The sequence below is a fragment of the Psychrobacter sp. UBA2769 genome (assembly GCF_002352555.1).
In the GTDB taxonomy this organism is placed as follows: domain Bacteria; phylum Pseudomonadota; class Gammaproteobacteria; order Pseudomonadales; family Moraxellaceae; genus Psychrobacter; species Psychrobacter maritimus.
Genome location: NZ_DEIR01000022.1, coordinates 210207 through 236144, shown reverse-complemented (window position 1 = coordinate 236144; position 25938 = coordinate 210207). Strand labels below are relative to the sequence as shown.

22 protein-coding genes are annotated in these 25938 nt (G+C 44.4%); 4 read left to right on the top strand and 18 right to left on the bottom strand.

Features of this window, described 5'->3' with window-relative positions; all coding sequences use genetic code 11:
* Nucleotides 1-195 precede the first annotated feature (195 nt).
* Nucleotides 196-2730 carry a Tex family protein gene (locus tag B3Q63_RS11570; protein ID WP_296176871.1) on the bottom strand — a complete coding sequence of 845 codons (2535 nt, stop codon included), beginning with the start codon at nucleotides 2728-2730 and terminating at the stop codon, nucleotides 196-198.
* A gap of 444 nt (nucleotides 2731-3174) precedes the next feature.
* Here B3Q63_RS11570 and ompR point away from each other — a divergent pair, with 444 nt between their 5' ends.
* Together ompR and B3Q63_RS11560 are read left to right on the top strand one after the other, a co-directional pair.
* A complete protein-coding gene (gene ompR, locus B3Q63_RS11565; RefSeq protein WP_201565950.1) occupies nucleotides 3175-3939 on the top strand; it encodes a two-component system response regulator OmpR in 765 nt (254 codons plus the stop codon).
* Nucleotides 3940-4030: 91 nt separating this feature from the next.
* A complete protein-coding gene (locus B3Q63_RS11560; RefSeq protein WP_296176867.1) occupies nucleotides 4031-5164 on the top strand; it encodes a CobW family GTP-binding protein in 1134 nt (377 codons plus the stop codon).
* Between the two features lie 141 nt (nucleotides 5165-5305).
* On the opposite strand, the gene B3Q63_RS11555 is transcribed toward B3Q63_RS11560, so the two are convergent.
* From B3Q63_RS11555 to ubiG, 4 genes are all read right to left on the bottom strand, one after another.
* Nucleotides 5306-5572: a DksA/TraR family C4-type zinc finger protein gene (locus B3Q63_RS11555; RefSeq protein ID WP_183619498.1), complete on the bottom strand. Its 267-nt coding sequence runs from the start codon at nucleotides 5570-5572 to the stop codon at nucleotides 5306-5308.
* Between the two features lie 162 nt (nucleotides 5573-5734).
* On the bottom strand, nucleotides 5735-6532 hold the full coding sequence (locus B3Q63_RS11550) for a YciK family oxidoreductase (RefSeq protein WP_296177053.1): 798 nt from the start codon (nucleotides 6530-6532) through the stop codon (nucleotides 5735-5737).
* 128 nt (nucleotides 6533-6660) lie between these two features.
* Entirely contained in the window at nucleotides 6661-7371 is a 711-nt protein-coding gene (locus B3Q63_RS11545; protein ID WP_201629253.1) for an HAD family hydrolase, read from the bottom strand.
* A gap of 74 nt (nucleotides 7372-7445) precedes the next feature.
* Nucleotides 7446-8318, bottom strand: a complete 873-nt coding sequence (ubiG, locus tag B3Q63_RS11540) for a bifunctional 2-polyprenyl-6-hydroxyphenol methylase/3-demethylubiquinol 3-O-methyltransferase UbiG (protein WP_296176863.1) — start codon at nucleotides 8316-8318, stop codon at nucleotides 7446-7448.
* A 580-nt stretch (nucleotides 8319-8898) separates the two neighbouring features.
* On the opposite strand from ubiG, the gene B3Q63_RS11535 reads away from it, so the two are divergent.
* Nucleotides 8899-9519 (top strand): thiol:disulfide interchange protein DsbA/DsbL, encoded by a 621-nt coding sequence (locus B3Q63_RS11535; protein ID WP_183619492.1) that lies wholly within the window; start codon nucleotides 8899-8901, stop codon nucleotides 9517-9519.
* Between the two features lie 132 nt (nucleotides 9520-9651).
* Here B3Q63_RS11535 and yjgA read toward each other — a convergent pair whose 3' ends face one another.
* The 8 genes from yjgA to mazG all read right to left on the bottom strand — a co-directional run bounded on the left by yjgA (nucleotide 9652) and on the right by mazG (nucleotide 17588).
* Nucleotides 9652-10164 (bottom strand): ribosome biogenesis factor YjgA, encoded by a 513-nt coding sequence (gene yjgA, locus B3Q63_RS11530; RefSeq protein ID WP_201564375.1) that lies wholly within the window; start codon nucleotides 10162-10164, stop codon nucleotides 9652-9654.
* A 111-nt stretch (nucleotides 10165-10275) separates the two neighbouring features.
* Nucleotides 10276-11253: an RNase adapter RapZ gene (gene rapZ, locus B3Q63_RS11525; protein WP_227670385.1), complete on the bottom strand. Its 978-nt coding sequence runs from the start codon at nucleotides 11251-11253 to the stop codon at nucleotides 10276-10278.
* Between the two features lie 40 nt (nucleotides 11254-11293).
* Nucleotides 11294-12196: a pantoate--beta-alanine ligase gene (gene panC / locus B3Q63_RS11520; protein ID WP_296176854.1), complete on the bottom strand. Its 903-nt coding sequence runs from the start codon at nucleotides 12194-12196 to the stop codon at nucleotides 11294-11296.
* A 107-nt stretch (nucleotides 12197-12303) separates the two neighbouring features.
* A complete protein-coding gene (panB, locus tag B3Q63_RS11515) occupies nucleotides 12304-13104 on the bottom strand; it encodes a 3-methyl-2-oxobutanoate hydroxymethyltransferase (RefSeq protein ID WP_296176851.1) in 801 nt (266 codons plus the stop codon).
* 111 nt (nucleotides 13105-13215) lie between these two features.
* A complete protein-coding gene (gene folK / locus B3Q63_RS11510; RefSeq protein ID WP_296176848.1) occupies nucleotides 13216-13779 on the bottom strand; it encodes a 2-amino-4-hydroxy-6-hydroxymethyldihydropteridine diphosphokinase in 564 nt (187 codons plus the stop codon).
* A 34-nt stretch (nucleotides 13780-13813) separates the two neighbouring features.
* On the bottom strand, nucleotides 13814-16129 hold the full coding sequence (pcnB, locus tag B3Q63_RS11505) for a polynucleotide adenylyltransferase PcnB (protein WP_296176845.1): 2316 nt from the start codon (nucleotides 16127-16129) through the stop codon (nucleotides 13814-13816).
* A gap of 177 nt (nucleotides 16130-16306) precedes the next feature.
* The gene (locus B3Q63_RS11500) at nucleotides 16307-16615 is read right to left on the bottom strand and encodes a ComEA family DNA-binding protein (RefSeq protein WP_296176842.1); all 309 of its coding nucleotides are present in this window, start codon (nucleotides 16613-16615) and stop codon (nucleotides 16307-16309) included.
* A gap of 109 nt (nucleotides 16616-16724) precedes the next feature.
* Complete coding sequence (mazG, locus tag B3Q63_RS11495; protein WP_296176840.1) at nucleotides 16725-17588, bottom strand: nucleoside triphosphate pyrophosphohydrolase; 864 nt, start codon at nucleotides 17586-17588, stop codon at nucleotides 16725-16727.
* A 155-nt stretch (nucleotides 17589-17743) separates the two neighbouring features.
* Between mazG and B3Q63_RS11490 the strand changes: the two genes are divergently transcribed.
* Nucleotides 17744-19237, top strand: a complete 1494-nt coding sequence (locus B3Q63_RS11490; RefSeq protein WP_296176838.1) for a phosphomannomutase CpsG — start codon at nucleotides 17744-17746, stop codon at nucleotides 19235-19237.
* A gap of 145 nt (nucleotides 19238-19382) precedes the next feature.
* Here the strand turns inward: B3Q63_RS11490 and B3Q63_RS11485 are convergent, their stop codons facing one another.
* From B3Q63_RS11485 to sucC, 5 genes are all read right to left on the bottom strand, one after another.
* Nucleotides 19383-20762: a UDP-glucose/GDP-mannose dehydrogenase family protein gene (locus tag B3Q63_RS11485; protein WP_296176836.1), complete on the bottom strand. Its 1380-nt coding sequence runs from the start codon at nucleotides 20760-20762 to the stop codon at nucleotides 19383-19385.
* 58 nt (nucleotides 20763-20820) lie between these two features.
* Nucleotides 20821-22488, bottom strand: coding sequence for a glucose-6-phosphate isomerase (pgi, locus tag B3Q63_RS11480; RefSeq protein ID WP_296176834.1), 1668 nt, complete (start codon nucleotides 22486-22488; stop codon nucleotides 20821-20823).
* 3 nt (nucleotides 22489-22491) lie between these two features.
* Nucleotides 22492-23376, bottom strand: a complete 885-nt coding sequence (locus B3Q63_RS11475) for a UTP--glucose-1-phosphate uridylyltransferase (protein ID WP_296176832.1) — start codon at nucleotides 23374-23376, stop codon at nucleotides 22492-22494.
* Between the two features lie 233 nt (nucleotides 23377-23609).
* Complete coding sequence (gene sucD, locus B3Q63_RS11470; RefSeq protein WP_201629265.1) at nucleotides 23610-24485, bottom strand: succinate--CoA ligase subunit alpha; 876 nt, start codon at nucleotides 24483-24485, stop codon at nucleotides 23610-23612.
* A 177-nt stretch (nucleotides 24486-24662) separates the two neighbouring features.
* Nucleotides 24663-25829, bottom strand: a complete 1167-nt coding sequence (gene sucC / locus B3Q63_RS11465; RefSeq protein WP_296176830.1) for an ADP-forming succinate--CoA ligase subunit beta — start codon at nucleotides 25827-25829, stop codon at nucleotides 24663-24665.
* Nucleotides 25830-25938 lie beyond the last annotated feature (109 nt).

Below are 25938 nucleotides of genomic sequence, written 5' to 3'. Positions count from 1 at the left end.
CGCTTGTATTAGTAGATAAAACCTTAAAGTTCTTTATTACCAACAAAGCTATTACCAACAAGCCAAACCATTCTTAAAGGGATTCCTCCCATATATTCCCAATAAAAAAGGCAGCCATCGATGGCTGCCTTTTTTAGTTGTTTATCGTTAAATAAAACCCTTATAACCATAAACAGTCATTACTTTAAACAGACACTACTTTTTAGCTTTGGTCACGCCAGCTTCTTGTAATAATGCCCCAAGCGTACCCATTTTACTAGGTGCTTCTGCTTTCTCAGCTCTAGGCGCTTTACTGCGGTTATTGGCGTTGTCTTTATCTTGACGATTGCCACGCGGTTTTGTTGCACGCTTATCAGCAGCTGGACGGTTACTAGCTGGACGATTGCTGCGTGGACGGCTAGCCTTATCGTCATTACCTGTACCTTCTGCAGTCGACTTCGCAGCTGGGCGTACTGGTTTTTCAGACTCAGGCTTCATACTAAAGCCGATACGGCCACGTTTTTCATCGATAGAAATCACACGTACCGAGACGATATCGCCTGGTTTGACGCGGTTCATTGGGTCAGCAACGAAGTCATTGGCCATCTGTGAGATATGCACGAGACCATCTTGATGGACACCGACATCAACGAAGCAACCAAAGGCTGTGACGTTGGTCACCACGCCTTCAAGCTGCATACCTTCGCTCAAGTCTTTAATACTATTAACGTCTTCACGGAAGTTAGCCGTTTTAAACTCAGGACGTGGGTCGCGTGCAGGCTTGGCAAGCTCTTCAATGATAGCTTTAACACTGATATTGTCATCGTTAGCAGCAAGCGCAGTGGTATCGATACTGTTTAATACACCATCGTTACCGATGACTTCTGGCAACGTTTTACCGGTTTGCTCAAGTAAGCTGTCAACCAGCGCATAGCTTTCCGGATGCACGCCTGTCGCATCAAGAGGATTGCTACCACCATGGACGCGTAAGAAACCTGCGGCTTGCTCAAAGGTTTTAACCCCTAAGCGTGGGACGTTCTTTAATGCTTCACGGCTATCAAAGGCACCATGCTCTTTACGATAAGTGACGATTTGCTGGGCGACGTTTTTATTCAAACCAGCAATATGCGCCAAGATAGCAGGACTTGCCGTATTTACATCAACACCAACGGCGTTTACGCTGTCTTGCGTGACTTTGTCCAAACTGTCTGCTAGCTGGGTTTGGTTGACATCATGTTGATATTGACCAACGCCAATCGCTTTTGGGTCAACTTTAACCAATTCTGATAGCGGATCTTGCAAGCGACGGGCTATAGAAACCGCACCGCGTACAGAGACATCTAAATTAGCAAGCTCGTCACTGGCAAGCTCACTGGCAGAATAAACTGATGCGCCTGATTCATTAACGATAACGGCTTTGGCTTTTAACTCAGCGTTGGCGGCCAAAATCTCTTTAATCATCGCATCTGTTTCGCGGCTCGCCGTACCATTACCAATAGCGACCAAATCAACGTTATAAATACTTAATAGCTGATCGATAACAGATTTGGCTTCAGTCATTTTGTTATCAGGAGCAAATGGATAGACAGTTGCCACGACAGGCTTATCTTCGCCGTCTAGCATGACATGACCTTGAGCATCAACAATCGCCATTTTTACGCCATGACGAATACCTGGATCAACACCTAAAATCACTTTACGACCGGCAGGCGCTGACATTAATAAATGCTGTAAGTTATTAGCAAATACATCAATGGCATCGGCTTCAGCGGTGAGGCGCTTCTCAGTTAATAAACGATGTTCGATATGCGGACGCCATTTGTCTTTCCACAAACTGGTCGCCGCTGCTGTTAAAAACTCTTGACGCTCGGCTGGTGCTTTTGTATCAACGTCAAAATGCTTAATGATTTTTTCAATAAAAGGCGCATCTTCACCTTCAATTTTTATACCCAATACGTTTTCTTGACGACCACGTAACATCGCCAATAAACGATGGTTTGGCAAACGCGCAAGGCTTTCGCTATGCTCAAAGTAATCTTTAAACTTCTCGCCAACTTCACGTTTTTCATCACTGGCAACAGCAGAGATGATAGTCGCTGTCTTAGCAAAGCCACTACGTAGGTTATCAAGCAAATCAAGCGCTTGCGTCCATTCATCAACGATGATGGCTTGTACACCCGCAAGTTGCTTTTCGATATCGCTAAAATCGACTTCAATCTCATTACCACTTTCATCGGTAATAGTAGATTGAGCTTGATATTCTGCTAATGCGTCAGTTGGCGTAATCTCTTGCGTCAACACTGCTTGAGCAGCAACGTCTAAACCCGCGGCACGTGCTTTGGCAGCAGGAGAGCGGCGACGCGGACGATATGGCAAGTAGATGTCTTCAAGCTCAAGTTTCGACGTCGCATTATCAATACGCGTCTGTAGCTCGTCAGTCAAGTTGCCCTGCGTGCTGAGCAGCTCAGTAATTTTGAGGCGACGGGTTGCCATGTCACGCTCATAATTGAGCGACTTCTCTAAAGCTCGCAGCTGCGCATCGTCAAGATTCTGCGTCTTTTCTTTACGGTAACGGGCAATAAACGGAACGGTCGCGCCTTCATCGTAAAGTTTGACAAACGCATTGACTTGAGCAGTCTTAATGCCAAGCGCGCGAGCAAGCTTGTCGTGAATATTCGCGTGTGTGGTTGCATCCAAAACCTGTGCATTTGTCGAGGTTTGAGATGGCGTTAAGGTATCAGTGCTACTCATAGACGTATCAATCGTTGAGAAATGTAGTTTTGCATTATAGCAAAAGCTGCATGAATAAAAATCCTTTTTATCTTTTCGTTATTTATCGCCTATTTTATGGCAAAAATCGTCTGATATCGTTCTTTCTAACGCCTTGTTAAACAAACGCATACAGCATTTATCCGTATCAGTGATGCAATTGCGCCTGCAATCTTATACACTAAAGTATCAAGGGCATAAATATGGCTAAGCCCTGCCATATTGAACAAAAGTCTTTATTTTTATAGGTTTTTTCGACGACTATATCTTTTATGACCACTAATGGTTTGCTAATCATGATTTACTTATCAACGGATTGATCATTAAATAACAATAAGATTTTTACCCGCGTTTTTAATGGTATTTTTATAAACGTTTTTTACTAAAAACTGCTACTAATAATAATTTTTATAAGAGGATGACTGTATGACAGATAACAACAGCCCTGACACCTTAAACCAGCGCATTTTGGTCGTTGATGACGATGCACGCTTGCGCTCTTTATTACAACGCTTTCTAGAAGACGATGGTTTTGTCGTCCGTACGGCCCATGATGGCAATCAGATGGACAAATTGATGCAACGTGAGCTGTTCTCATTGGTGGTTTTGGATTTGATGCTACCAGGCGAAGACGGTATTAGTATTTGTAAGCGCTTGCGTGAAGATAATGGCGATATCCCGATTATCATGCTTACTGCTAAAGGTGGCGATGCCGATCGTATCGCTGGACTTGAAGCCGGCGCTGATGACTATCTGCCAAAGCCATTTAACCCAAAAGAGCTATTGGCCCGTATCAAAGCGGTGCTGCGTCGTCAAAATCGTGAGCTACCGGGTGCGCCAAGTCATCAGCTTGAAGTGGTTGAGTTTGGACCATGGACGCTTGATTTATCGACCCGTACCCTTAAACGCGATGGCAATGTGGTCACTTTGACGACCGGTGAATTTTCAGTATTAAAAGCCTTGGTTCAGCATCCACGTGAGCCATTAACGCGTGATAAATTGATGAACCTTGCCCGTGGTCGTGAATGGGGCGCGATGGAGCGCTCTATCGATGTACAAGTATCACGTTTGCGCCGTCTGATTGAGGACAATCCTTCACAAGCGCGTTATATTCAGACTGTCTGGGGCGTAGGTTATGTGTTCGTGCCCGATGAAGCAGAAGTTGAAGCGGCCAAAAATGAGTCGTTATAAACTCATAAATGCTCCTTGCGGCTATTGATACCTCAGATGGTTAATATCTCATCCTATTAATATCACGGGCGCAACATTGAAATCACCTATTATGCTTCAAAACATACCCTGCACCTTGGTGACAGGGTTTTTGGGTTCTGGCAAAACCACCCTCATTAATCAATTAATTGCGACCAAACCACTGGGTGAACGCTGGGCGTTATTAATCAATGAGTTTGGTCGTATCGGGATCGATGGCGCACTACTAGCCAGCTCACAAGATAGCCATACGACAAATGACATCGCCATTCGTGAAGTGAGCGGCGGCTGCATTTGTTGTACCAGTCAGTTGCCACTACAAATCGCTCTGAGTCGCTTGCTCAGTGACCATCATCCAAAGCGGCTGCTTATTGAACCAACAGGACTTGCCCATCCGCGTGAGCTTATCCAACAGCTGAGCGCGCCGCATTGGCAAACGGCTTTAAAGATGCAATCGGTCATAACGGTGCTTAGTGCGCTGCAATGGCAACAAGAAAAGTATCGTACTCATGAGGGTTTTCAGGCGCATATTCGCGATGCCGATGTTTTGGTCATTAATCGCTATACTCAATTAAGCGCTGACGAAAAACAAGCGTTACAAGCATGGGTAGCCAAGCTCAATGCACAGATTTCTATTATTTGGGCAGAATCTGACAGCCAGACAACCACTCATAAGATAAATACATCCACAGGCTATTCAGCAGCATTAAGTGCACAGCTCTCCAAACCCAGTTTTGTCATCTCAAAGCAGCAAAGAGTCAATATCGCTGAGCCATACAGATCTGTTGTGGGCTTAAAGCCGCTGAGTCATTCTTTAACAGCGAATACCTTCCACAATCCTGAAAGCAATGACGATAATAAGCCTGATACAAGTGTAGAGCTGCCCTATCGTTATCATGAGCAACAGCAAGATATTCTACTGGCAGGGTGGCGACTACCAGCAGAATATGTATTCAATGCCGATAAGTTACAGGATTGGTTGTTAACGCTGCCAAATTGGCAACGTATCAAAGGCGTTGTGCATACCTCTCATGGCTGGATACAAATCAATTTTACTCCTGATAGCTTGTCTACAAAGACAGTGAGCGCACAAGCAGATAACCGACTAGAGATTATTTTACAAGCAAGTACTGGGCAAGAAGATGCGACAGCGGTTAAGGTAGATTGGGAAGTGTATGACCTTGAGCTCATGGCATTGATGTTATAGATAGTTATAGTTATTGATTGCCTAGCCATCTATCGGCAGTAATAAACAGATTATTGATAATTATTGACAGTCACGATAGTACCGATAAAGATAAAACCGATAAAAAAATCCCCCACTATTAAAATAATGGGGGATTTTTTATTAACGCAATTGGCTGTCTTTACTACCGCGGCGATTAAATAGCTCAGTCGCCTTTGCTTCTTGTTCAAGCTCCGTTTGACAGCCGACGCAGTGTTGCACACCTGGCACAGCAATACGGCGCGCTTCTGGAATGGGATTGCCGCATTCATCACAGAACTCAGCACTTTTACCCGTTGGCAGCGCACGCCGTGCCCGCTCTAACGCATCGTTGACAGTCGCATCCATTTGCTCATGCTCTGCCCCATCTCTTGACCAGCCACCTGCCATAATCCCATCCTATTTTTTATTCATGATATTTAGATCATAATTTATAAAAGTCTTTAATAACAAATAGATGGGGTTATAAGTCGCTTATTTCAATAAATACGCAATTTTATAAATACTATTAAGAGTTATAAAAATTCTAAGCAATAGGAGTACAGGTGATTATTAGTCTTTTGGTTGGAGCTCAACCACTTGACCGCGCACACCGATGCTCTCATCACTCATTAAAAACACATAACCGCCCATAATATCTTCCGGGGTTTTTAGGCTCATCGGATTTTCACCGGGAAAGGCATGGGCGCGCATATTGGTACGGGTACCACCAGGATTGATACAGTTAAAGCGCAAGTTAGTGGTATTCTGCGTTTCTTGGGTAAAGATATCGCTCATGCCTTCTACCGCTTGCTTAGAGAGTGCATACGCGCCCCAAAACGCGCGAGGGTGAGTACCAACGCTACTAGAAGTAAAGACAATCGAACCATGTGCTGCGTCTTTAAGCAAAGGTAAGAGTGCTTGTGTGAGCATAAAGGTGGAGGTAAAGTTGACCTTCATCACTTGGGCAAACATATCGACATCGTACATTTCAAGGGGCGTCAAAGCCCCAAGCATGCCCGCATTATGCAAGATACCATCAAGCTGACCGACTTCTTTAGCAATCAAGTTCTCTAACTTTTGCATCTCAGCATAGGTTGCGCCCTCTAGATTCATCGGTAGCATCGCAGGCTGCTTACCGCCAAAGCTCTCAATTTCATCATAAACGTATTCAAGCTTACTGCTAGTACGCCCCAACAATAATACCGTCGCGCCATAGCGCGCATAGGTTAAGGCGGCGATACGCCCGATACCATCACCGGCACCCGTTACCAAGATAGTTTTACCATCTAAACAGTCAGCAGGCGGTATGAAATTACGAATATCGTCGTGCGATACAGCTGGCACAGAAGCTTGCGCAGCTGATGGCATCTGTTGTTGGCTAGTAGGCTGATTAGTATTGTCACTCATGGCATTACTCACTGCTTATTATTTAATAGGTAGGGTGCTTAATAGCTATTTCGTTAAATGGTGTATTCGCTTTATAAAGCTTATTTGCTTTATAAATAGTCAAACTTGCCAGAAGAAAGCAATAATTTATTCAAGTCTGCAGGAGTTTCGGTAATATAATCTGCACCCCATTTCTTCAGGTTTTTTTGATCTTCAGGCGGAATATAACCGTAAGCGGCTAAGATAGTCGGCATACCCGCAGCCTTGCCAGCTTCAATGTCGCGTATATGATCGCCGACATAAAGCACGCTTTCAGCGGCACCGCGCGGTATAGAGAGTCTTTCTAATGCTGCATACATTGGCTCTGGATCGGGTTTAGAGCGCGATACATCATCTGGACACACCAGTACCGAACAGCGCTCGTCTAACTGCATTTTTTCTAATAACTGCTCAGCGAGATAACGCGGCTTATTAGTCACAATACCCCATGGCACGCTTTTTTCTTCTAATGCGCGCAGCACCTCTTCAAGCTCATCAAAAACACAACTATCGACACAGATTTCCGCTTCATAATCGTCTAAGAACTGCTGACGAAACTCCAGTAACTCAGATTCGCTGACCTCAAGTTGATCGTTGTGGCGCAGCATCAGCTGTACCATCGCCGAGGCACCGGCAGAAACTTGCTCACGAATTTCGGCTTCAGGTGGCGCTTGCCAATCATTTTCGCCGCTCATTTTACCAATAATGCGGACAAAGTCAGCGGCAGTATCGATTAATGTGCCATCAAGGTCAAACAAGACAGCTTTTACAAATTGGCTCATAACAGGCGCTCTTAATATTAATTTAAAACATTGATTTAAAAAGTCGTCAAAAAGGAATACTTATAAAAGGCGATTTACGCCAGTGGCTTTTGTACCGCCATCATATAATTAACATCGACGTTTTGTGCCAACCAATAACGCTTGGTCAACGGATTATAATGCAGTCCGATGATGTCTTGACGGGTAAAGCCTGCCGTTATCGCCATTTTATCCAATTCAGCTGGGGTGATAAATTTGGCGTAATCATGGGTGCCGCGATCAAGCAGGCGCAATACATACTCTGCCCCAACGATGGCAAACAGGTAAGATTTAGGATTGCGGTTAATCGTCGATAGCACGCAAACGCCGCCCGGTGCCAATAGTGTAAAGCACGCCTCGACAATGGCAGCTGGGTCTGGCACATGCTCAAGCATCTCCATACACGTCACGACATCGAACTGACCAGCATGGGTAGCCGCTAACTGCTCAATAGGAATATGCTGATAACGCAAGGTATCATTTAAGTTGCTTTGCTCAGCATGTAAGGCTGCCGCTTTGAGGTTTTCTGTACCGAGATCGATACCGGTGACATCTGCACCGCGACGTGCCATTGATTCTGCCAAGATACCGCCGCCGCAACCGACATCAAGGACTTTTTTAGCCGCCAAGCCCATCTCTGCCGTTTTACTGCTATCAGCACTCATAAAGCCGCGCTTAACGTTTTCTTCTATCCAGTTAAGACGTAACGGATTAATTTCGTGCAAGGTAGCAAAAGCGCCAGTTTTATTCCACCACTCGCTTGCCAAGTTATTGAATTTTTCCACTTCGCTGGCATCGACATTGATAGCAGTATTTTGGTTAAAGTCACTAGTAGCAGTATTGGTAGCTGGCTCGTTATTTGCGTAATCGTTTGAATCGTTGTTTGACTGATGATTCACAGGCTGTGCAGAAGAGAAAGCTTGGCTCATAGGGTTTTTCCTTTATGGGTATTATAGTTATTATCGTTTATAGGCATGCTGACATGCTCAATAGCAGTATGCCCAATATTAGCATGAGAGCGGCGACTTTGTCGTGAGTACATCGTCACCGATTGTGAATCGCGGCAGTAAATACTTAAATTTTAATAAACACTTACGCGCTATGATTATTATTAAGCAGCAGACCTTTATACAAGCGAAAAATTTGAAACCGTTTTATAACTTTGAATGTTTTTAATAAGTCTTTCTTAACAAGCCTTAGTGAATAAATACCTTTCTCTGTGAAAAAAATTAATGGCTGTCAGCTTAAAACTAGCAGCTTAAAAATGATAAGTAAGATACCTTAAATAATAGCTCACAGCTTTACAACCGTTAGTTAAGAATCGGGTTCACAAGTGCGGGCATTTTACGCTATTATAGTCCGTACTCTATTATAGGTCGATTTAGCGAAGACAATTTAGATAATGCATTGTCGTTTATCTACTTTCAAACCTATATAAATGCGCTAAGCAACTTTTGATCTGAAAATTTGCACCAAACATTTTAAATTTTGACACCTCAAGGAACAAGTATGAAACGTATCATCGCATTGACTGGTCTGGCTTGTGCTATTGGGCTGGCCAATATGGGCGCACAAGCCGCCAATTATGTCGCAGGAAAAGATTACCGTGTGCTAGACAATCCAGAAAAAATCAGCGGTGATGCTATCATTGTGCGTGAATTTTTCTGGTATGGCTGCCCGCATTGTAACGTCCTAAATCCGCACATGGAAAAATGGGCAAAAACCAAAGATAAAGACGTGGCATTCTTTAAAACCCCAGCAGCGCTTAACCCAGTTTGGGAAGCCAGTGCCCGTGGTTTTTATGCCGCGCAATTATTAGGTTATGAAAACAAAACCCATGATGCGCTATTTGATGCGGTACATAAAGACGGCAAGCAATTATTTGACCAAGCGTCACTGAGCAAATGGTATGCCTCACAAGGCGTCAACGAAAAGAAATTTAACAGCCTATATAACTCATTTGCGGTTGGAACAAAAATTGGTCGCTCACAAGCAGGCGCTAAGCGTTATCAGCTCTCAGGTGTCCCAGCGGTTGTTGTCCATGGTAAATATGTGGTGACCGGCGAAAGCGCCACTGTCCCTAAAGTAGTAGATTATCTGGTCGATAAAGTACGTGCAGAGAAAAAATAAGTCAGTCTGTATGATTTATTTATTAATCAGTATTAGTTTATAGAAAAATATAAAAAGCCAATCATCACTGATTGGCTTTTTTATGGGTCGTTATTATGAACGGCAACGCCGCCTCATAGCCAGTATAATTGGCTACATTTTTAGCTGCGACAATATCGCCACTTCCCGAATATAACTGGCCAAATCCTCTTTAGACTCTGCCATCAGCTCATCGTCTTGCATATGCTTGGCATACTCAATCCAAAGCAACAGCTGATACATACTATTGCGCTCAGAGGCTTTGTACTGTTTAACAAACTGTTTAAGCGTGCCTTCATCATTGATATTTAAGCGCTCAAACCAACTCTCGATTTTAGAAACTTGCTCCTTTGGGAAAAAGGCATCAAACAAGGCTTTGACCAACTCATGGCGGTTTTCTTCACTGATAAGTTTACCGACACGCTTGGTTTGGCGATTACGCGCATTAGCACTGGTAATATCAGCAAGCGCCATCAGCTCTGCCATAAAATAATCACTTGCTGGCAGGTTTTTGAGCTGTTTTTTCGATAAGCTGGCAAGCGGTATCGACAATGCTTGCAAGCGCTCATGAGCTTTTTTGAGCTCTGTGCGCGAGACGCGCATATCATGTTCTGACCAGTCAATCATAAAAGCTTTCCATTTTTCGAGATAATAAATAATAGATAGTAAATAATAAAGTTAATCGCATTTTTGCCATTTATACTTTGCAGCTTATAAGTTTTAGCTACAAAAAAAGCATCACCAACGATTCTTTTCGCGGTGTTTAGCAACAACGGTCAAACCTTCAGGCAGGCCAGCGGTCAGCTTATCTTGCAAATGCTTGGTGATAAATACCGAGCGATGTTTGCCGCCCGTACATCCAATAGCGACCGTGACCGTATGGCGATTGTTATGCAGAAAATCAGGCAGCCAACGATTAAGAAATTTTGCGATATCTTCAGTCATTTCAGACACTTCTGGATAATCGGCAAAAAATTCAGCAACCTCAGCGTCAAGACCGGTCGCAGCTCGTAGCGTTGGGTTCCAATGCGGATTGGGCAAAATGCGCACGTCAAAAACAAAATCTGCATCAATTGGGCTGCCGTATTTAAAGCCAAACGATAGCAGGTTAATCACTATTTGATTATCAACCCCAACATAATCACGCAAGCGCTCTTTCAACTGATGGATATTCAGCATAGTGGTATCGATTTTGACATCCGCATGCTTAAATATCGGCTGCAAAAGCTGAATTTCTCTTTCAATCGCTGCTGGCAGATTATAAGTGGTATTTTCTATGCCTTTAGTATCTTGCACCATCAGTGGATGAATTCGGCGGGTAGCATTAAAGCGCGCAACCAACGTTTCTTCTTGCGCCGTCACATATACCACGGTGACCGCCTCTTCGCCATATCTCTGCTTTAACGCATCATGTGTTTCAGCAAAATTGGACAAATCCGCACGTGGCGTGCGAATATCGACACCCAGCGCGATGCGTTTAATCCCACTATCACAGACCAGTTTTTGCGCTGCTTCAGGAACCAATGACAAAGGCAAATTATCAATAGAATAATAGCCTAAATCTTCTAAGATATTAAGTACTGAAGTTTTACCCGAGCCTGAGCGCCCTGACACCACCAAGATACTTAGTCTATCTTTATTTTCTACTTTCGCGTTTATAGGCTTTGCTAAATTGTCATTTGCCTGTGCTTGCTTGTCATCCTTACTTGCACTCATGATCCGTCATCCTAATAATTGCGTCTGGCGAATTACTCTGTCAGCACGGCAGCTTGACCGTCACTAACTGATAGTCTAATAAACGTGCTCTACCCAACCAAGCCGCAACCAAAATCACCAAATCCTGCTGATTTGCATTGAAAGTTGCAGATGTAGCATCTGTCTCTAAAGAATCGAGCTGAGCCGTTTTAACTTCTAAATAATCAATCTTAAAGCCCGCCTCAGTGATGTGTGCCCGTGTTTCTGTTAATAAAGGCGCAAGACCTTGTTCGAGATGCTGACCCTGCATTAACTGCTCAGCTAAGCGGAGCAATTCTTTATGCAGCACAGGAGCAACATTACGCTCAGCTTCAGTTAGATACTGATTGCGCGAAGATAATGCTAAACCATCAGCAGCACGTACAATAGGCGCACCTATAATTTCAATTGGATAGCTTAAATCACGCACAATTTGCTGGATAATTGCCAATTGCTGATAGTCTTTTTGGCCAAATACGGCCACCTCAGGCTGGACGATATTAAAGAGCTTAGAGACAACGATGCCGACACCATCAAAGTGATTGGGGCGCGATTGACCACATAGCTGGGTGGTAATTTCTCCCGCTCGGACTGACGTTGGTGGCGGTAATACTGGATACATCTCATCAATACTTGGGGCAAATACATAATCAGCACCAACAGTAGCAAGCTTGGCAACATCTGCATCTAAGGTACGTGGATAGCTGTCAAAATCTTCACCGACGCCAAATTGGGTAGGATTGACAAAGATACTCACCACGACAATATCGGCATGCTGCTTGGCAAGCTTTACCAGCTCAAGATGACCGTCATGTAGATTGCCCATGGTTGGTACTAACGCAATACGCTGCTGGCTATCTTGCTGACCACGATAAGGGTTTAAGGCGGCGCGCAGTGTTGAGATATGATGGTGAATAATTGGCATGGTAAATACTCTTATCCTGATAGCTTTTTCTACTGATAATCGTCAAAGCATTAAATTTAAAGCGCTAAATACTAAGCACCAAATTCAAAGTTTTAAATTAAAGACCACTAGCTAAATTGGTGCTGCTCAGTCGGAAAGCTGCCATCGCGTACGGCTTGCTGATATAGGGCAAATGCGCCTTCAATACTACGCTCACTATTACGCTCATCGGTTAAAAAGTCATGAACAAAGCGTGGCACACGACCGTGCACCATACCAAGCATGTCATGCATGACTAAGACTTGACCATCAGTATCGGCACCAGCACCAATACCAATTACCGGCACGGCAACCGCTTGGGTCACAGCTTTTGCAAGTTCAGCAGGTACGCACTCTAGTACCAAAAGTGCCGCACTGGCAGCAACCACCGCTTTGGCATCAGTAAGCAGCTTATCCGCCGCTGCATCACCGCGTCCTTGGATTTTATAGCCGCCAAAGACATTAACCGACTGTGGGGTTAAGCCAAGATGTACGCAAGTGGGTGTACCTGCTTGCGCCAAAGTCGTGACTAAATCGCAAAGCTCACTACCGCCTTCAATCTTAATCACATGCGCGCCCGCCTGCATCAGCTTACGGCTATTGGCAACCGCTTCTGGGAGCGTCACATAACTCATAAACGGCAAGTCGGCTAAAATCAGTGCGTGCTTATTACTACGGGCAATATTGGCCGTATGATAAGCCATATCATCGACGCTGACCGGTAAGGTTGAATCATGACCTTGCACCACCATACCCAGACTATCACCAATCAATATCGTATCGATTTGTGCTTTATCCATCATGCGCGCAAACATCGCATCATAGCAGGTCAGACAGGTAAATTTGGTGCCGTCTTTTTTAAATTTATTTAAAGTCGATAACGTCGTCATATCGTTACATCATCCTCAATGCTTTCAATCATCAATACGTTTAACAATCAATGACTGAAAATGCTGCTAAATACCAATTTGCTGCTACTTTTTAGTAGTTAATAAATCTATTTAACGGTTAATACATCCATCATCTGATAGCAACTTTAACCCTGTCCAATCGTTACTAAGCGGATAATCCGTTATAGATTTACCTTTAACAATCAACTCTGGCGCTAGCTCTCGCAGCGGTATCAAAACAAAATTACGTTCAGGCAAGCCAGCATGCGGTATGGTTAATTGCGGCTCTGCTATTTGCGCGTCACCATATAATAAAATATCGACATCAAGGCTACGCTCGCCCCAACGGCGCAAACGGGCGCGTTTGGCTTGTTGCTCTAGCATTTGGCAAAAAGCAAGCAGCTCAGACGCAGTCAAAGTGGTCTCAAAACCTGCGACCGCATTGATAAAATCAGATTGGTCTTGCGGTCCCATCGGTACTGAAGCATAAAAGGAAGACACCCGTACCGCGCGTATCTGCTCGTGCTTTTGCATAGCTGCAACGGCTTGCTGCAAATGCTCGACAGGTGAACCTAACTCATTTGTCAGATTGCTACCTAAGCCCACATAGCAGGTAACCCAAGTTACATCGCCATGGCTCTCATTGTCATCGTTAGCATCAAAGTGCGTGTTCATAGTTATCACTTTACTCTATTGTCCGCTCATAAGCTTAAACGTTATTAACGCTTGGCTGACGGCGGCGACGCTTTGATGGTACAGGGCCTTTTTGCTCATTCATTTTACTAGCAGCTGTTTGATGCTTAGCTGACTGACTTTGACTGGTCTGGCTCTTAGTATCTTGACTGGTTTTAGTAGGTTTTGCTGCTGTAGCTTTGGTTGCCTTCTTAGCCTTACTTTCAACGTCACTAGTTTCAGTTTTACTAACAGCTTCAGTCGCTAACTTCGGCGCTTTTTTTGCGTATCTCGCCGCTTTTTGCGCTTTGCTATCGACTGCTTTAGCCTCTACGCTATTGCTATTAGCTGAGCTATTTCCATTGTCATTTTCTACAACAGTAGGCTGACGGCGGCGACGCTTATGCGGTATCGGCTCGTTATTCATACTGACTAGCGCCGGTGTTCTGGCTACCGTGCGCGTAGCATACTCTGTCGTATGCGCTTTAGCAGAAACTGAGTCAGTATTAGCCTCAACATTGGCATCAGCTTGCTTTGGTTTTGTATGATGCTTTGCTGCTTGATTGCCAGACTGCTCTTTAGGCGCTGCGTTGTCAGTAACGGTGTTTTTTTCTACAAACGCTTGGCTAGCCGGTTTAGATTTAGAAGGCGACTTAGATGACGATTGTGACTGTGGATCACTTGGCAATTGCTTGCGTAATGGCGGTACAACCTTCTCATGCTCTATGACAAATAACGGTGCAGGCTTGGCATTATGGCGTTTAGTTGCCGCTTGATGGCCTATGTTAGCAAGTGATAACTGCTGCAATTGCGCAAGCTCATTATTATCTTGTGTCGCTTGCTGCTTATCATAGCTATTATTACGACCATTCTCATTACGACTGAAATTGCTGCTACTATTACTGACACTGTTATTAGCATGCTGAGCCGACTGACTGGCAGCGCGGCGGCGGCGTGATGGCACGTTTGAGGCATCATTAACCACTTGCTTGGTATGACCATTGCCGTTTACTTTATCTTGCTGATCGTTTTGTATGTGATTCACCTTGCCATTATCGTTCGAGGTTTGCTGTTTTTGACGATTACGTCCGCGACCGCGCTGCGCTTGCTTATAAGCACCGCGACGAATATTTTCATCAAAGTCATCAATCGCCTGTTGCTGCTGCTGTTCGGTCAAGGTTTGATAGTTGTGCCACCACTCGCCCATACCATTGGTCGATTCTGATAGCGGATGTTCGGCATCGCCGCACTGCTCGCGCAATAACAAGAAATCAAAACCGGCGCGGAAACGTGGGTGCTCAGACAGCTGGACAATTTGTTTACTACGTGGCGCGGCCAATTTTGGCTGCAATATCCAAATATCACGAATAAACTGTTCGGCAAATTTTGGAATGGCGGTTTTGATACGCTGACGGTCGATGACTTTGCCCGCTGCATGCATTTGTGCATCCGCAAAAGGCATATTGCGCTTTTTGGCTTTTTCCAATTGATGTAGATAGTTTTCCCACAGCAACGCTGCGTAAAAGAAGGCAGGGTTAATGCTTTTGCCAGCGCCGATACGTTTGTCGGTATTAATAGCGACTTGTTTCACTAAAGCACTTGGCTCAGCAGGTGGGTAAATGATTAAACTATCAATCGCACCCGACTCAAATAATAGCGGCAATAATGGCACTAAATAGCCACCAGTAAACATCTTTTGCGTTTCATCATATAGACGATGCGGAGAGATTTGCTCAAGTAGCGCCCAATTACCATCATGGAACTGTGCGGCTAGTTCGCTATCAAAATCAAAGCCCAACTTGGCTTTAAAACGTAAGGCGCGCAGCAATCTGACCGGATCTTCTTCGATACGAGTCGGCGCATTGCCTAACAGGCGAATAATTTTATTATCAATATCTTCAAGTGCACCGCAAAAATCATGCACCACGCCTTTAAGCGGCTGATAATAAAGGGCATTGATAGAAAAGTCGCGACGGGCAAAGTCTTGTTTGATATCGCCCCAGACATTGTCGCGCAGAATCATACCATCTTGATTGGTATTGGAATCATTAAGCGGTGGTCCACGGAAAGTGGCCACTTCGATAAGCTCGCGCCCAGAGTAGACATGCGCCAATTGAAAACGGCGACCGATAATACGGCAGCGCTTGCCAAAGACGTCTTTAATCTCATGGGGCTTAGCGTCAGTGACCGCGTCGAAGTCTTTTGGACGCAGGCCTAGCAAGGTGTCGCGCACGCCGCCACCGACGATATAGGCATCAAACCCAGCTCGGGTTAGGGTTGCAATCACTTCGGTAATGGAATTTGGTAATTCAGATTTATTCAGTTCTAACTGCTTGGCGGCACGCTCGGCCATGCATCTACTCCTCGCCTTTATTCTTAACCACCCCTGACGAACACAGCGTCTATCAGGCGGATGTACCTGCTAGTTTAACAAATTTTGGCCATGGTGGGTGTGTTATGACATTTACTTACATGCTATTTTGTCAATATTGGGGTTAATTAATACAAAATATCCTGATTAATACCGTGATTAATCCTGCACGCTTAAACGTCTGCGATTCTTCTCAACGGTTTTTGCACCGATGCCTTTGACCTTGGTTAATTCATCAACACTCTTAAAGCCGCCAAACATCTCACGATATAAAATAACCGCCTGTGCTTTACTGCTGCCGATACCATCTAATCCCACCAGCTCGGCTTCCGTCGCCCGATTGATATTAATACTGGTCTGCGTACGGGCTTGGCTTTGCGCTGTTTCTTGCGTTAAGAGATAATTATAAGCACTTTGGGCGTTATCAAAACAAGGGGCGGCAAGGACAGAATGAGATAGCATAGCCATGATAGAAACTATGCCTACTAAAGAAATGGCTGCATTTTTAAACAAATTAACATGCTGCCATTTAATAAACGACCATTTGATGGCTAACCATTTAGTAAGCAAGCTTTTATTAGTCGCGTTCATGCTGTTTCGCCGCTTCCCATAACGCATCCATCTCATTGATATCGCTGTCTTCTAAACGCTTGCCAGCGGCAGCTAACTGGTCTTCAATATAGCCAAAGCGTGATTTAAATTTATGCACACAAGTTAACGTCGCAGTTTCAGCGTCGAGGTTTAGTTTACGGGCGACATTGACCAGCGCAAACATGCAATCGCCAAGCTCTTTTTCAACCTCTCTGATATTGGCTTTAATTTCAACTTGGGGCTTATCTAAAATCTCAGCCTTTAGCTCGGCAATTTCTTCATCGAGTTTATCAAAGGCGCCGCTGACGCCTTCCCAATCAAAACCCAATTTTGACGCTTGTTTTTGTACATCCTGCGCCTGCATCAGCGCGCTGCCTGCTTTGGTATTGTCCAAACGGTGCTGTGGTTTGCCACGTGCAGCGCGCGCTTGTTGCTCCTCCGCCTTAAGCTCATCCCAGCGTTCTTTTACCGCTGCTTCATCTTGTAGCGTTTCTGCTTCAAACACATGCGGATGCCGGCGAATCAGCTTTTCTTGCAAAGTGGTAATCACATCGCTCATATCAAAGCGTCCTTGCTCAGCGTACATCTGACAATGAAAAACTACTTGCAACAATACATCACCAAGTTCACCTTTGATGTCTTCATCATCATCACCTTGTACCGCCTCGCCAAGCTCATAGGCTTCTTCAATCGCATAAGGAATGAGACTATGGTTGCTTTGTTTTTTATCCCACGGACAATCTGCTCGCAGCCGTGCCATTAAGGACAGTAAATCCGCCAACTCGCCACTTGCTTCTGGCGTTCCTGATACCGGTGTAGGCGCTGTTATTTTCTTTTCTTGGCTATTCATAAAAAACACTCTTATACTTTTATTGGTTATTAAATAGAACCCTATTAAGTTTATAACGATTTTGTCGTTAGTGTAGCATTGAACACTGATTAGCTTATAATTGAGTAATCTACTTAATTATCATCTCACTGCTTAAACGCAAGGATTTTATCGTTATGCCCACATCCGATACCAATAATGCCAGCTATGCGACTCAAACCCAGTTCGCGCCGATTAACATTGATTCATTTAAAGCTTACGATATCCGCGGCGAGCTTGGCGTCAATCTCGATGAAGCTATCGCCTACCGTATCGGCCGTGCCTTTGCCCAAATTTTATTCGAGCGTTATCACAGTGCCGATAATGAGGCTACCGCTGAACTAAAAGACTTAAAGCCAGCTATCGTCATCGGTAGCGATATCCGCCACTCCAGTGAGCAGTTAAAACAAGCAACCATCAAAGGTATGCTCGATGCGGGTGTCGGTGTGATTGATTTGGGTATGACAGGCACAGAAGAGGTTTACTTTGCGACCAGTTATTATCAGGCGTTGGGCGGTATCGAAGTAACGGCTAGCCACAATCCGATTAATTATAATGGCTTAAAATTGGTCAAAGAGTATTCCAAGCCGATTAGCGCCGATGATGGCTTGGCAGAGATTCAAGCGTTGGCAGAATCGGGGCAATTTAGTACGGATAATCAACAAGGCGCATTACAATTACTAACGGATAAAAGCGCTTATATCAATCATGTCATGACGTTTATTGATGTTGATAAATTAAAACCGCTAAAACTGGTTATCAACTCCGGCAATGGTAGCGCAGGTCCCGTCGTTGATTTATTAATCGACAAGTTAGCACAAGCTGGCGCGCCAATTGAAGTGCTTAAATTGCACCATACGCCTGATGGTAGCTTTCCAAATGGCATTCCCAATCCAATGATTGAGACCAATCGAACCGCCACTCAGCAAGCGGTGCTGGAAAACAAAGCCGATCTTGGCATTGCCTTTGATGGCGATTTTGACCGCTGTTTTTTATTTGATGAATACGGCGAATTTATCGATGGTAGCTATGTCGTTGGCATGCTCGCGCAAGCGTTTTTAAATAAATATGCGGGCGAGTCAATCGTCTATGATCCGCGAGTGATTTATAACACCGAAGCCGTCATTGATGAGCATAACGGTAAGGCGGTTATTAGCAAGTCTGGGCACTCATTTATCAAGCAAGTGATGCGTAATTCTGGCGCAGTTTATGGCGGCGAGATGTCAGCGCATCATTATTTCCGCGATTTTTTCTACTGCGATAGCGGTATGATTCCTTGGCTACTGACCATTGAGCTATTATCGATTACCGGTAAAACCTTGTCAGAATTGGTCAGCGGTTATATTGCAGCCTATCCAAGCTCAGGCGAGCTGAACTTTCATCTGACCACGCATGATGCGCAGACGATTATTAGCGCTATCGAAGAAAAGTTTAGTACCGAAAACCCAACTAAATCGATGCTCGATGGTTTGAGTTTAAACTTTGGTGAATGGCGTTTTAACTTACGCGCCTCAAATACTGAACCATTAATTCGGTTAAATATTGAAAGTCGCGGTGATGAAGATTTACTACAGACCAAAACCCAAGCCATTCAACAATGGCTTGCCAGTCAAGGTGCGGTACCTGCTTAAATAGCTGCTGTGCTGAATAAAGACATTCTGAACTTATAAGAATAAAAAAAGCGCCGATTAATATAAAAATTAACCGGCGCTTTTGTTTGGCTTTAGTCTAATAATTGTTTGTCTACTGAGCTTATTTTATACCTGATAGAAAACCTTATTTAGCGCGACCAATCCCCATATAGTCGCCGACTAGACCATCAATCTGTGTCCGTGACAAGGCATTTTGCCCATCGAATATGGGCATCGCTTGCTCGTTAAGCTTGGCAATATCTAGTCGATTCTCTGACAACCAGCTGATAATAAAGATTGCCTGCGCCTCATTAAGCTGTTGATAAGGGTTGTTTATCAATTCAAGCAATGGCTGCTGCTTATAAAGCGCGGCAAGCTCCGTTTGCGCTTTATCGCTATAAACCAGCGTACGGATATTATAAGACCATAATAATGCCAATAAAGGATGAATCGCCGACTCTGCCGTCCGTCCCGAGCCTGCTTTATAACTACCGCCCCAAATCATGACCGTTTTATTATCGATAAAACCGTCAAAATATTGCCAAAACTTACGGAATATCAGCTCTTTTTGGTCTTCATTAATATGGATAACCGATTGCAATAGCGGCATGGCCAAACTTTGCGCCTCACTTGACTGCTGCAGCTGAAGCAATTCCGTCGGTAGCGTATTACCACCAAACCCCCAACCCGCTTGCAAGTAGCTACTGCCCACACGCTCATCGAGTCCCATAATGTGACTGACCTGCTGGATATCAACCTGATGACTATCAGCCAAGCGCGACATCTCATTCATAAAGCTGACCCGCGTTGCCAGCATCGCCATGATACTACTACGCGCAAATTCTATCGTCGCAATATCGGCATGATGCGTTGCACGCGCATGCTGCATTAATGGTTGGAGCATATGTAGATGGTGGCTGCTGTTTGGCGTTTTTTCACCGAGTAACCATAACGACGGATTTAACATCGAGCTATAAGCATCACCATCTTTTAAGAAGACGAACGGTAAATAATATACCCAAGCGCGCTGCAAAAGCTTGGATAATGCGGCAACCGCACCCAACTGTTTAATACCACTCATGATGAGCGGCAATGCTTGCTCATGACTATGATTAAAAGCAGTAATCCAGCTGTCCTCTAGCCATACTGAGCTAATACTATCTAAAAATAGCCAATATAGCGCAACTGATTTTCTCTCATCATTATCATTCGCCACTTCATAACACTGTATAAGCTCATCAGCACTCTTTGGTAGCCCATAGCTGACAATCTGTTGCTGCTGATCATACATCTGCCAAAGCGCTTGCAAATGATGCTCAAAGCCATACTGCTGCAACTGCTGCGCCAATATATCTTTATCGGCATAGAGATGAACCGCATGACCGAGGCTTGCCAGCACCACTGCACTGGTAATCGCTTCAATACTATGACCGACAAGGACAAAAACGTTAGTATTTATCGCCGTATTATGAAACGGATTGGGTGCAGGTTTATGCTTATGTGTATTTATGGCATCAGCGCTCATGAGTTTACCTTTGATTATTGGTGAATTAGCAGCATGAATAAATTAACAGCAGGCACTCTTAAGAAAGCAGCTTAATATGCTGTAATAGCTGATTGGTAGAGCTGTCGAACTGCTCACCACCCTCTTGCTGCATAGCGGCATGCACTGACTCTGCCATTTGCTTACCCATCTCGACACCCCACTGGTCAAACGGATTGATATCCCAAATGCTGGCCATCACATAAACCTTATGCTCATAAAGCGCGATTAATGCCCCCAAACTATGCGGGGTCAGCTCGTCAATCAGTAAAGTCGTTGATGGCTGATTACCGCGGTAATATTTATATTTATCAGCGTCAGAAGCGATTTGCATATCGGCATCAGCAATAGCCGCATTGCCAAAAGCCAGTACCCGACTTTGTGCTAGACAGTTAGCTAAAGACAATTCATGCTGCTGCTGTAGCGAGGCATTGGTCGCTTTATCACTATAACGACGCACACAGGCGATAAAATCACAAGAGACTTGCTGCGTCCCTTGATGCAAGAGCTGATAAAAAGCATGCTGGGCGTTTGAACCAATCTCACCCCATAAAATCGGACACGTATCATAATCAAGGCGCTCACCATGCAGCGTCACCGATTTACCATTACTTTCCATTTCAAGCTGGGTCAAGTAGCTTGGCAAATACTCTAAACGCCCATCGTAAGGCAATACCGTATGAGCATTTACCTGTAAAAAGGTACTGTTCCAAACGGCAAGCAAACCTAATAATACCGGTAAATTTTCTGCAAAATCCGCTTGCGCGAAGTGCTCATCCATACTATGAGCGCCTGCTAATAACGCTTTAAAGCCATCGATACCGATACGAATAGCAATAGCGAGACCAATCGCTGACCATAAAGAAAAACGCCCGCCAACCCATTCCCAAAGCTGTAGCTGATGCTCAGGATGAATACCCCACGCGCTCATTTTCTCGCTGTTGGCTGAAATACCGATAAAATGGCGACGTAATACACTGTCCTCCGTACCCGCCCGCAGTTTTGCAGTTGCAAGCAGCCATGAAAGCGCAGTTTTGGCATTGGATAGCGTATCAACGGTACCAAAAGATTTAGAGGAGATAATAAATAAGGTGGTTTCAGGATTTAAGTGCTTCAGCAAATTATCAAGCTGTGTGCCGTCCATATTGGAGACAAAATGCACTTCGATAGCGGTATCTGCCCACTCATCAAGCGCAGTGGTCGCCATCAGCGGACCCAAATCAGAACCACCAACGCCGATATTAACCACATCGGTAATTGCCTTGCCGGAAAATCCGCGCCATATACCACTGCGGACACGCTCGGATAATCTGGCAACGCGCGCCAAGCTCTGATGCACATCAGTAACAACATCTTGCGTGCCAACTTGCAATTTCGCGTTAACTGGTAAGCGCAGCGCTGTGTGCAACGCCGCACGCTCCTCACTGGTGTTTACCATAGCTCCTTGTAACAAGGACTCAATACGACCTGACAAATCACAACTATCCGCTAAGCTTAACAGGGCGGCTAATACCGTGTCGTCAATACACTGCTTGCTATAATCCATATATAGCGCGCCAGCTTGCGTGCTAAAACGGCTCGTACGCTCAGCATCTTGCGTAAATAGTTTGTCGAGCGACCATGGCTGTGCCGCCAACTCCTGTAACTGCTGCCAGTATTTAGAATTGCGCGCGCTGCTATAGCGGTTATTGCCTTTTATATCGTTCATGCATTACTCTTCATCTGCTAATTGCTGCTGAGCAAAATAAATAAAAGCCTGCATATAAGAGCGCATATCGCCGGCATCATAACTGGCACCGCGCATCGTCGTGACATTGACGCCATATTGACTAATCAAGGCATCGATAGCGTCGGTCAGCTGAATTTCACCGCCAACCGATGCTTTGGTATTGGCCAAATAATCAAAAATATGGTTGCTAAAGACATAGCGCCCAACGACGGCCAATTTTGAAGGTGCATCTGCTAAATTCGGTTTTTCTACAAAGCCTGCAACCTTAAAGCTCGTATTCGTATCTGCTTTATCATCTATATCGTGCGCACCGTTATCAGATTCACTCAACTGAGCGATACCGTATTTATGTACATCTTCATCGGCAACAGTATCGACCAATATCTGTGAATGCTTGTTTTTAGCAAAAGACTCAATCATAAAGGCTAAATTGTCAGCAGTCATATCTGTGGTAAAGGGATCAAGCACCACATCAGGCAACATCACAGCAAAATCATGATCGCCGATAATTGGGCGCGCAGCAAGCACCGCATGACCTAAACCTAACGGTTTACCTTGGCGTATCATTGATACTGTTACATCATCTGGTAACCAATTTAAGCTATCGGCTAGCTCATTTTTACCTTTCGCTCTAAGCTGATTATCCAGCTCGGCATTGATATCAAAGTAATTTTCAATGGCACTTTTTTGCGCATGACCGACTAACACAATATGCTTGATACCAGCCGCGATTGCCTCTTCAACGACATAATGAATAGCTGGACGATTACCAAGTGGCAAAAGCTCTTTTGGTACGGATTTAGATAATGGCAACATACGGGTGCCAAAGCCTGCAACAGGTATAACAGCATGGGTAATTTTTTTCATATCATTCTCAATTCATCCAAACTTATATTGTATAATCTATCTAATCAAATTTTTTAGGTCTAAGAGAATTGATATATCCAGCGCCGCCCGTAACCAATATCTTGTTTTTCATAATTGCTACATTTTAGTCGAAGAAAAGTTATTTTTAGAATAAAAAAAGACACCCCATTGTAGGGGTGCCTTGTATTTTTTTCAACGACGTTTCGGTATTAGATTATCGATTAATACCTAGACTACCAACCAGTAACTTCTTTTAGCTTGTCACCAATTTTTGATGGATCGCGAGTATAAGCAATACCAGCGTCTTCAAAGGCTTTAAATTTCTCTTCAGCAGTACCTTGACCACCAGAGATAATCGCACCAGCATGACCCATACGCTTACCGGCAGGCGCGGTAACACCAGCGATATAACCAACAACTGGCTTAGTCACGTGCTCTTTGATATAAGCAGCTGCTTCTTCTTCAGCAGTACCACCGATTTCACCGATTAGGATGATAGCTTCAGTTTGTGGATCGTCTTGGAACAGTTTTAATGCGTCAATCTGATTCATACCAGGGATAGGATCGCCACCGATACCGATACAAGTTGACTGACCAAAGCCAAGCTTAGTGGTCTGTGCAACTGCTTCATAAGTCAACGTACCAGAGCGTGAGATGATACCCACTTTACCTGGTAGATGGATATGACCTGGCATGATGCCAATTTTGCACTGACCTGGAGTGATAACGCCTGGGCAGTTTGGACCGACCATACGTACGCCGTCTGCTTCTTCGATGTAACGCTTAGCTTTTAGCATATCGATAGTCGGTACGCCTTCAGTGATCACAACGATCAACTTTACACCGGCATCAACCGCTTCAACGATAGAATCTAGTACAAATGGTGCTGGTACATAGATAACTGACGCATCAGCTTGAGTCGCTTCCATCGCTTCCGCCATGGTGTTAAATACTGGCAGACCTAGGTGCGTTTGACCGCCTTTACCTGGAGTTACGCCGCCAACAACTTTGGTACCGTATTCAATCGCTTGTTCAGAGTGGAATGTACCGTTCTTACCGGTAAAACCTTGTACCAATACTTTGGTATCTTTATCAATTAATACACTCATTATTTTTTCCTTATTCGGTTGTCTTGCAATAGCAGTTTACTAGCTCATCTGCCGTTAAATGTTAACGATTGATATTCATACTAAAAAACTGCCATCACGCTTTGACTATAATGCTTAATCGTTTTTTAGGCGCATATTAATAAAATAGCACCTATTTTAACGACTTATATTAAAGACTTACGCTTTAACCGCATCGACAATTTTTTGCGCCGCGTCTGCTAGGCCTTGGGCTGAAGTCAATTTCAGACCAGATTCTTCTAGAATCTGTAAGCCCAATTCAGCGTTGTTACCTTCTAAACGTACAACCACAGGTACTTTTACGTCGACTTCTTTAACCGCAGCGATAATGGCTTCGGCAATCATGTCACAACGTACGATACCGCCAAAGATGTTGATTAGAACACCTTCAACACTGCTGTCTTCTAGAATGATTTTGAACGCTTCAACAACGCGATCTTTAGTTGCACCGCCGCCAACGTCCAAGAAGTTAGCAGGTTTGCCGCCATACAATTTGATGATGTCCATGGTCGCCATTGCAAGACCAGCACCGTTGACCATACAACCGATGTTACCTTCTAGCGCAACATAGTTTAAGTCAAATTCAGCCGCTTTAAGCTCACGCTCGTTTTCTTGCGTTTTGTCTTGTAGCGCAGCTATTTTAGGCAAACGATATAGGGCGTTTGAGTCGATACCAATTTTGCCATCGACACAAACGATTTCGCCATTTTCGCGAACCGCTAATGGGTTAATCTCTAGTAACGCAAAATCATTGTCAATGAATGCTTGATAAGCACCGCTCATCAATTTTACAAACTGGTTGATTTGTTTGCCTTCAAGGCCCAGTTTAAATGCCACTTCACGTGCTTGATAAGGCATTAGACCGACTAATGGATCAACGCTTACTTTAAAGATTTTTTCTGGGGTTTCGCTTGCTACTTCTTCGATATCAACGCCGCCTTCGGTTGATGCCATAAAAGTCACGCGACGTGTAGAACGGTCAACAACCGCGCCAAGATATAGCTCAGTTTGTACTGGGTACATATCTTCTGCAACCAATACAAAGTTTACTGGTTGGCCATCAGCGTCAGTCTGGAATGTAACCAGATTGGTACCGATAAGCGCTTCAGTAACTTGCTTAGCTTCTTCACGAGTCTTAACCAATTTAACACCGCCCGCTTTACCACGGCCGCCAGCATGTACTTGCGCTTTGATAACCGCAATGTCTGTAGGCGTTTTATCAAAAGCAGCAGCAGCTTCGTCGCCGTTATAGGCGATGATGCCTTCTTGAATGGGCAAACCGTAGCTTTTTAATAGCTCTTTTGCTTGATACTCATGTAAATTCATTGATTGTATCCTTTATTTTTTACAATTAATAAAAAGTGAAATCAAGTGCGTAGAAGAATATATCTGAGCACTTATGATGATGGCGACCATTATCCCAATAATGATAGCG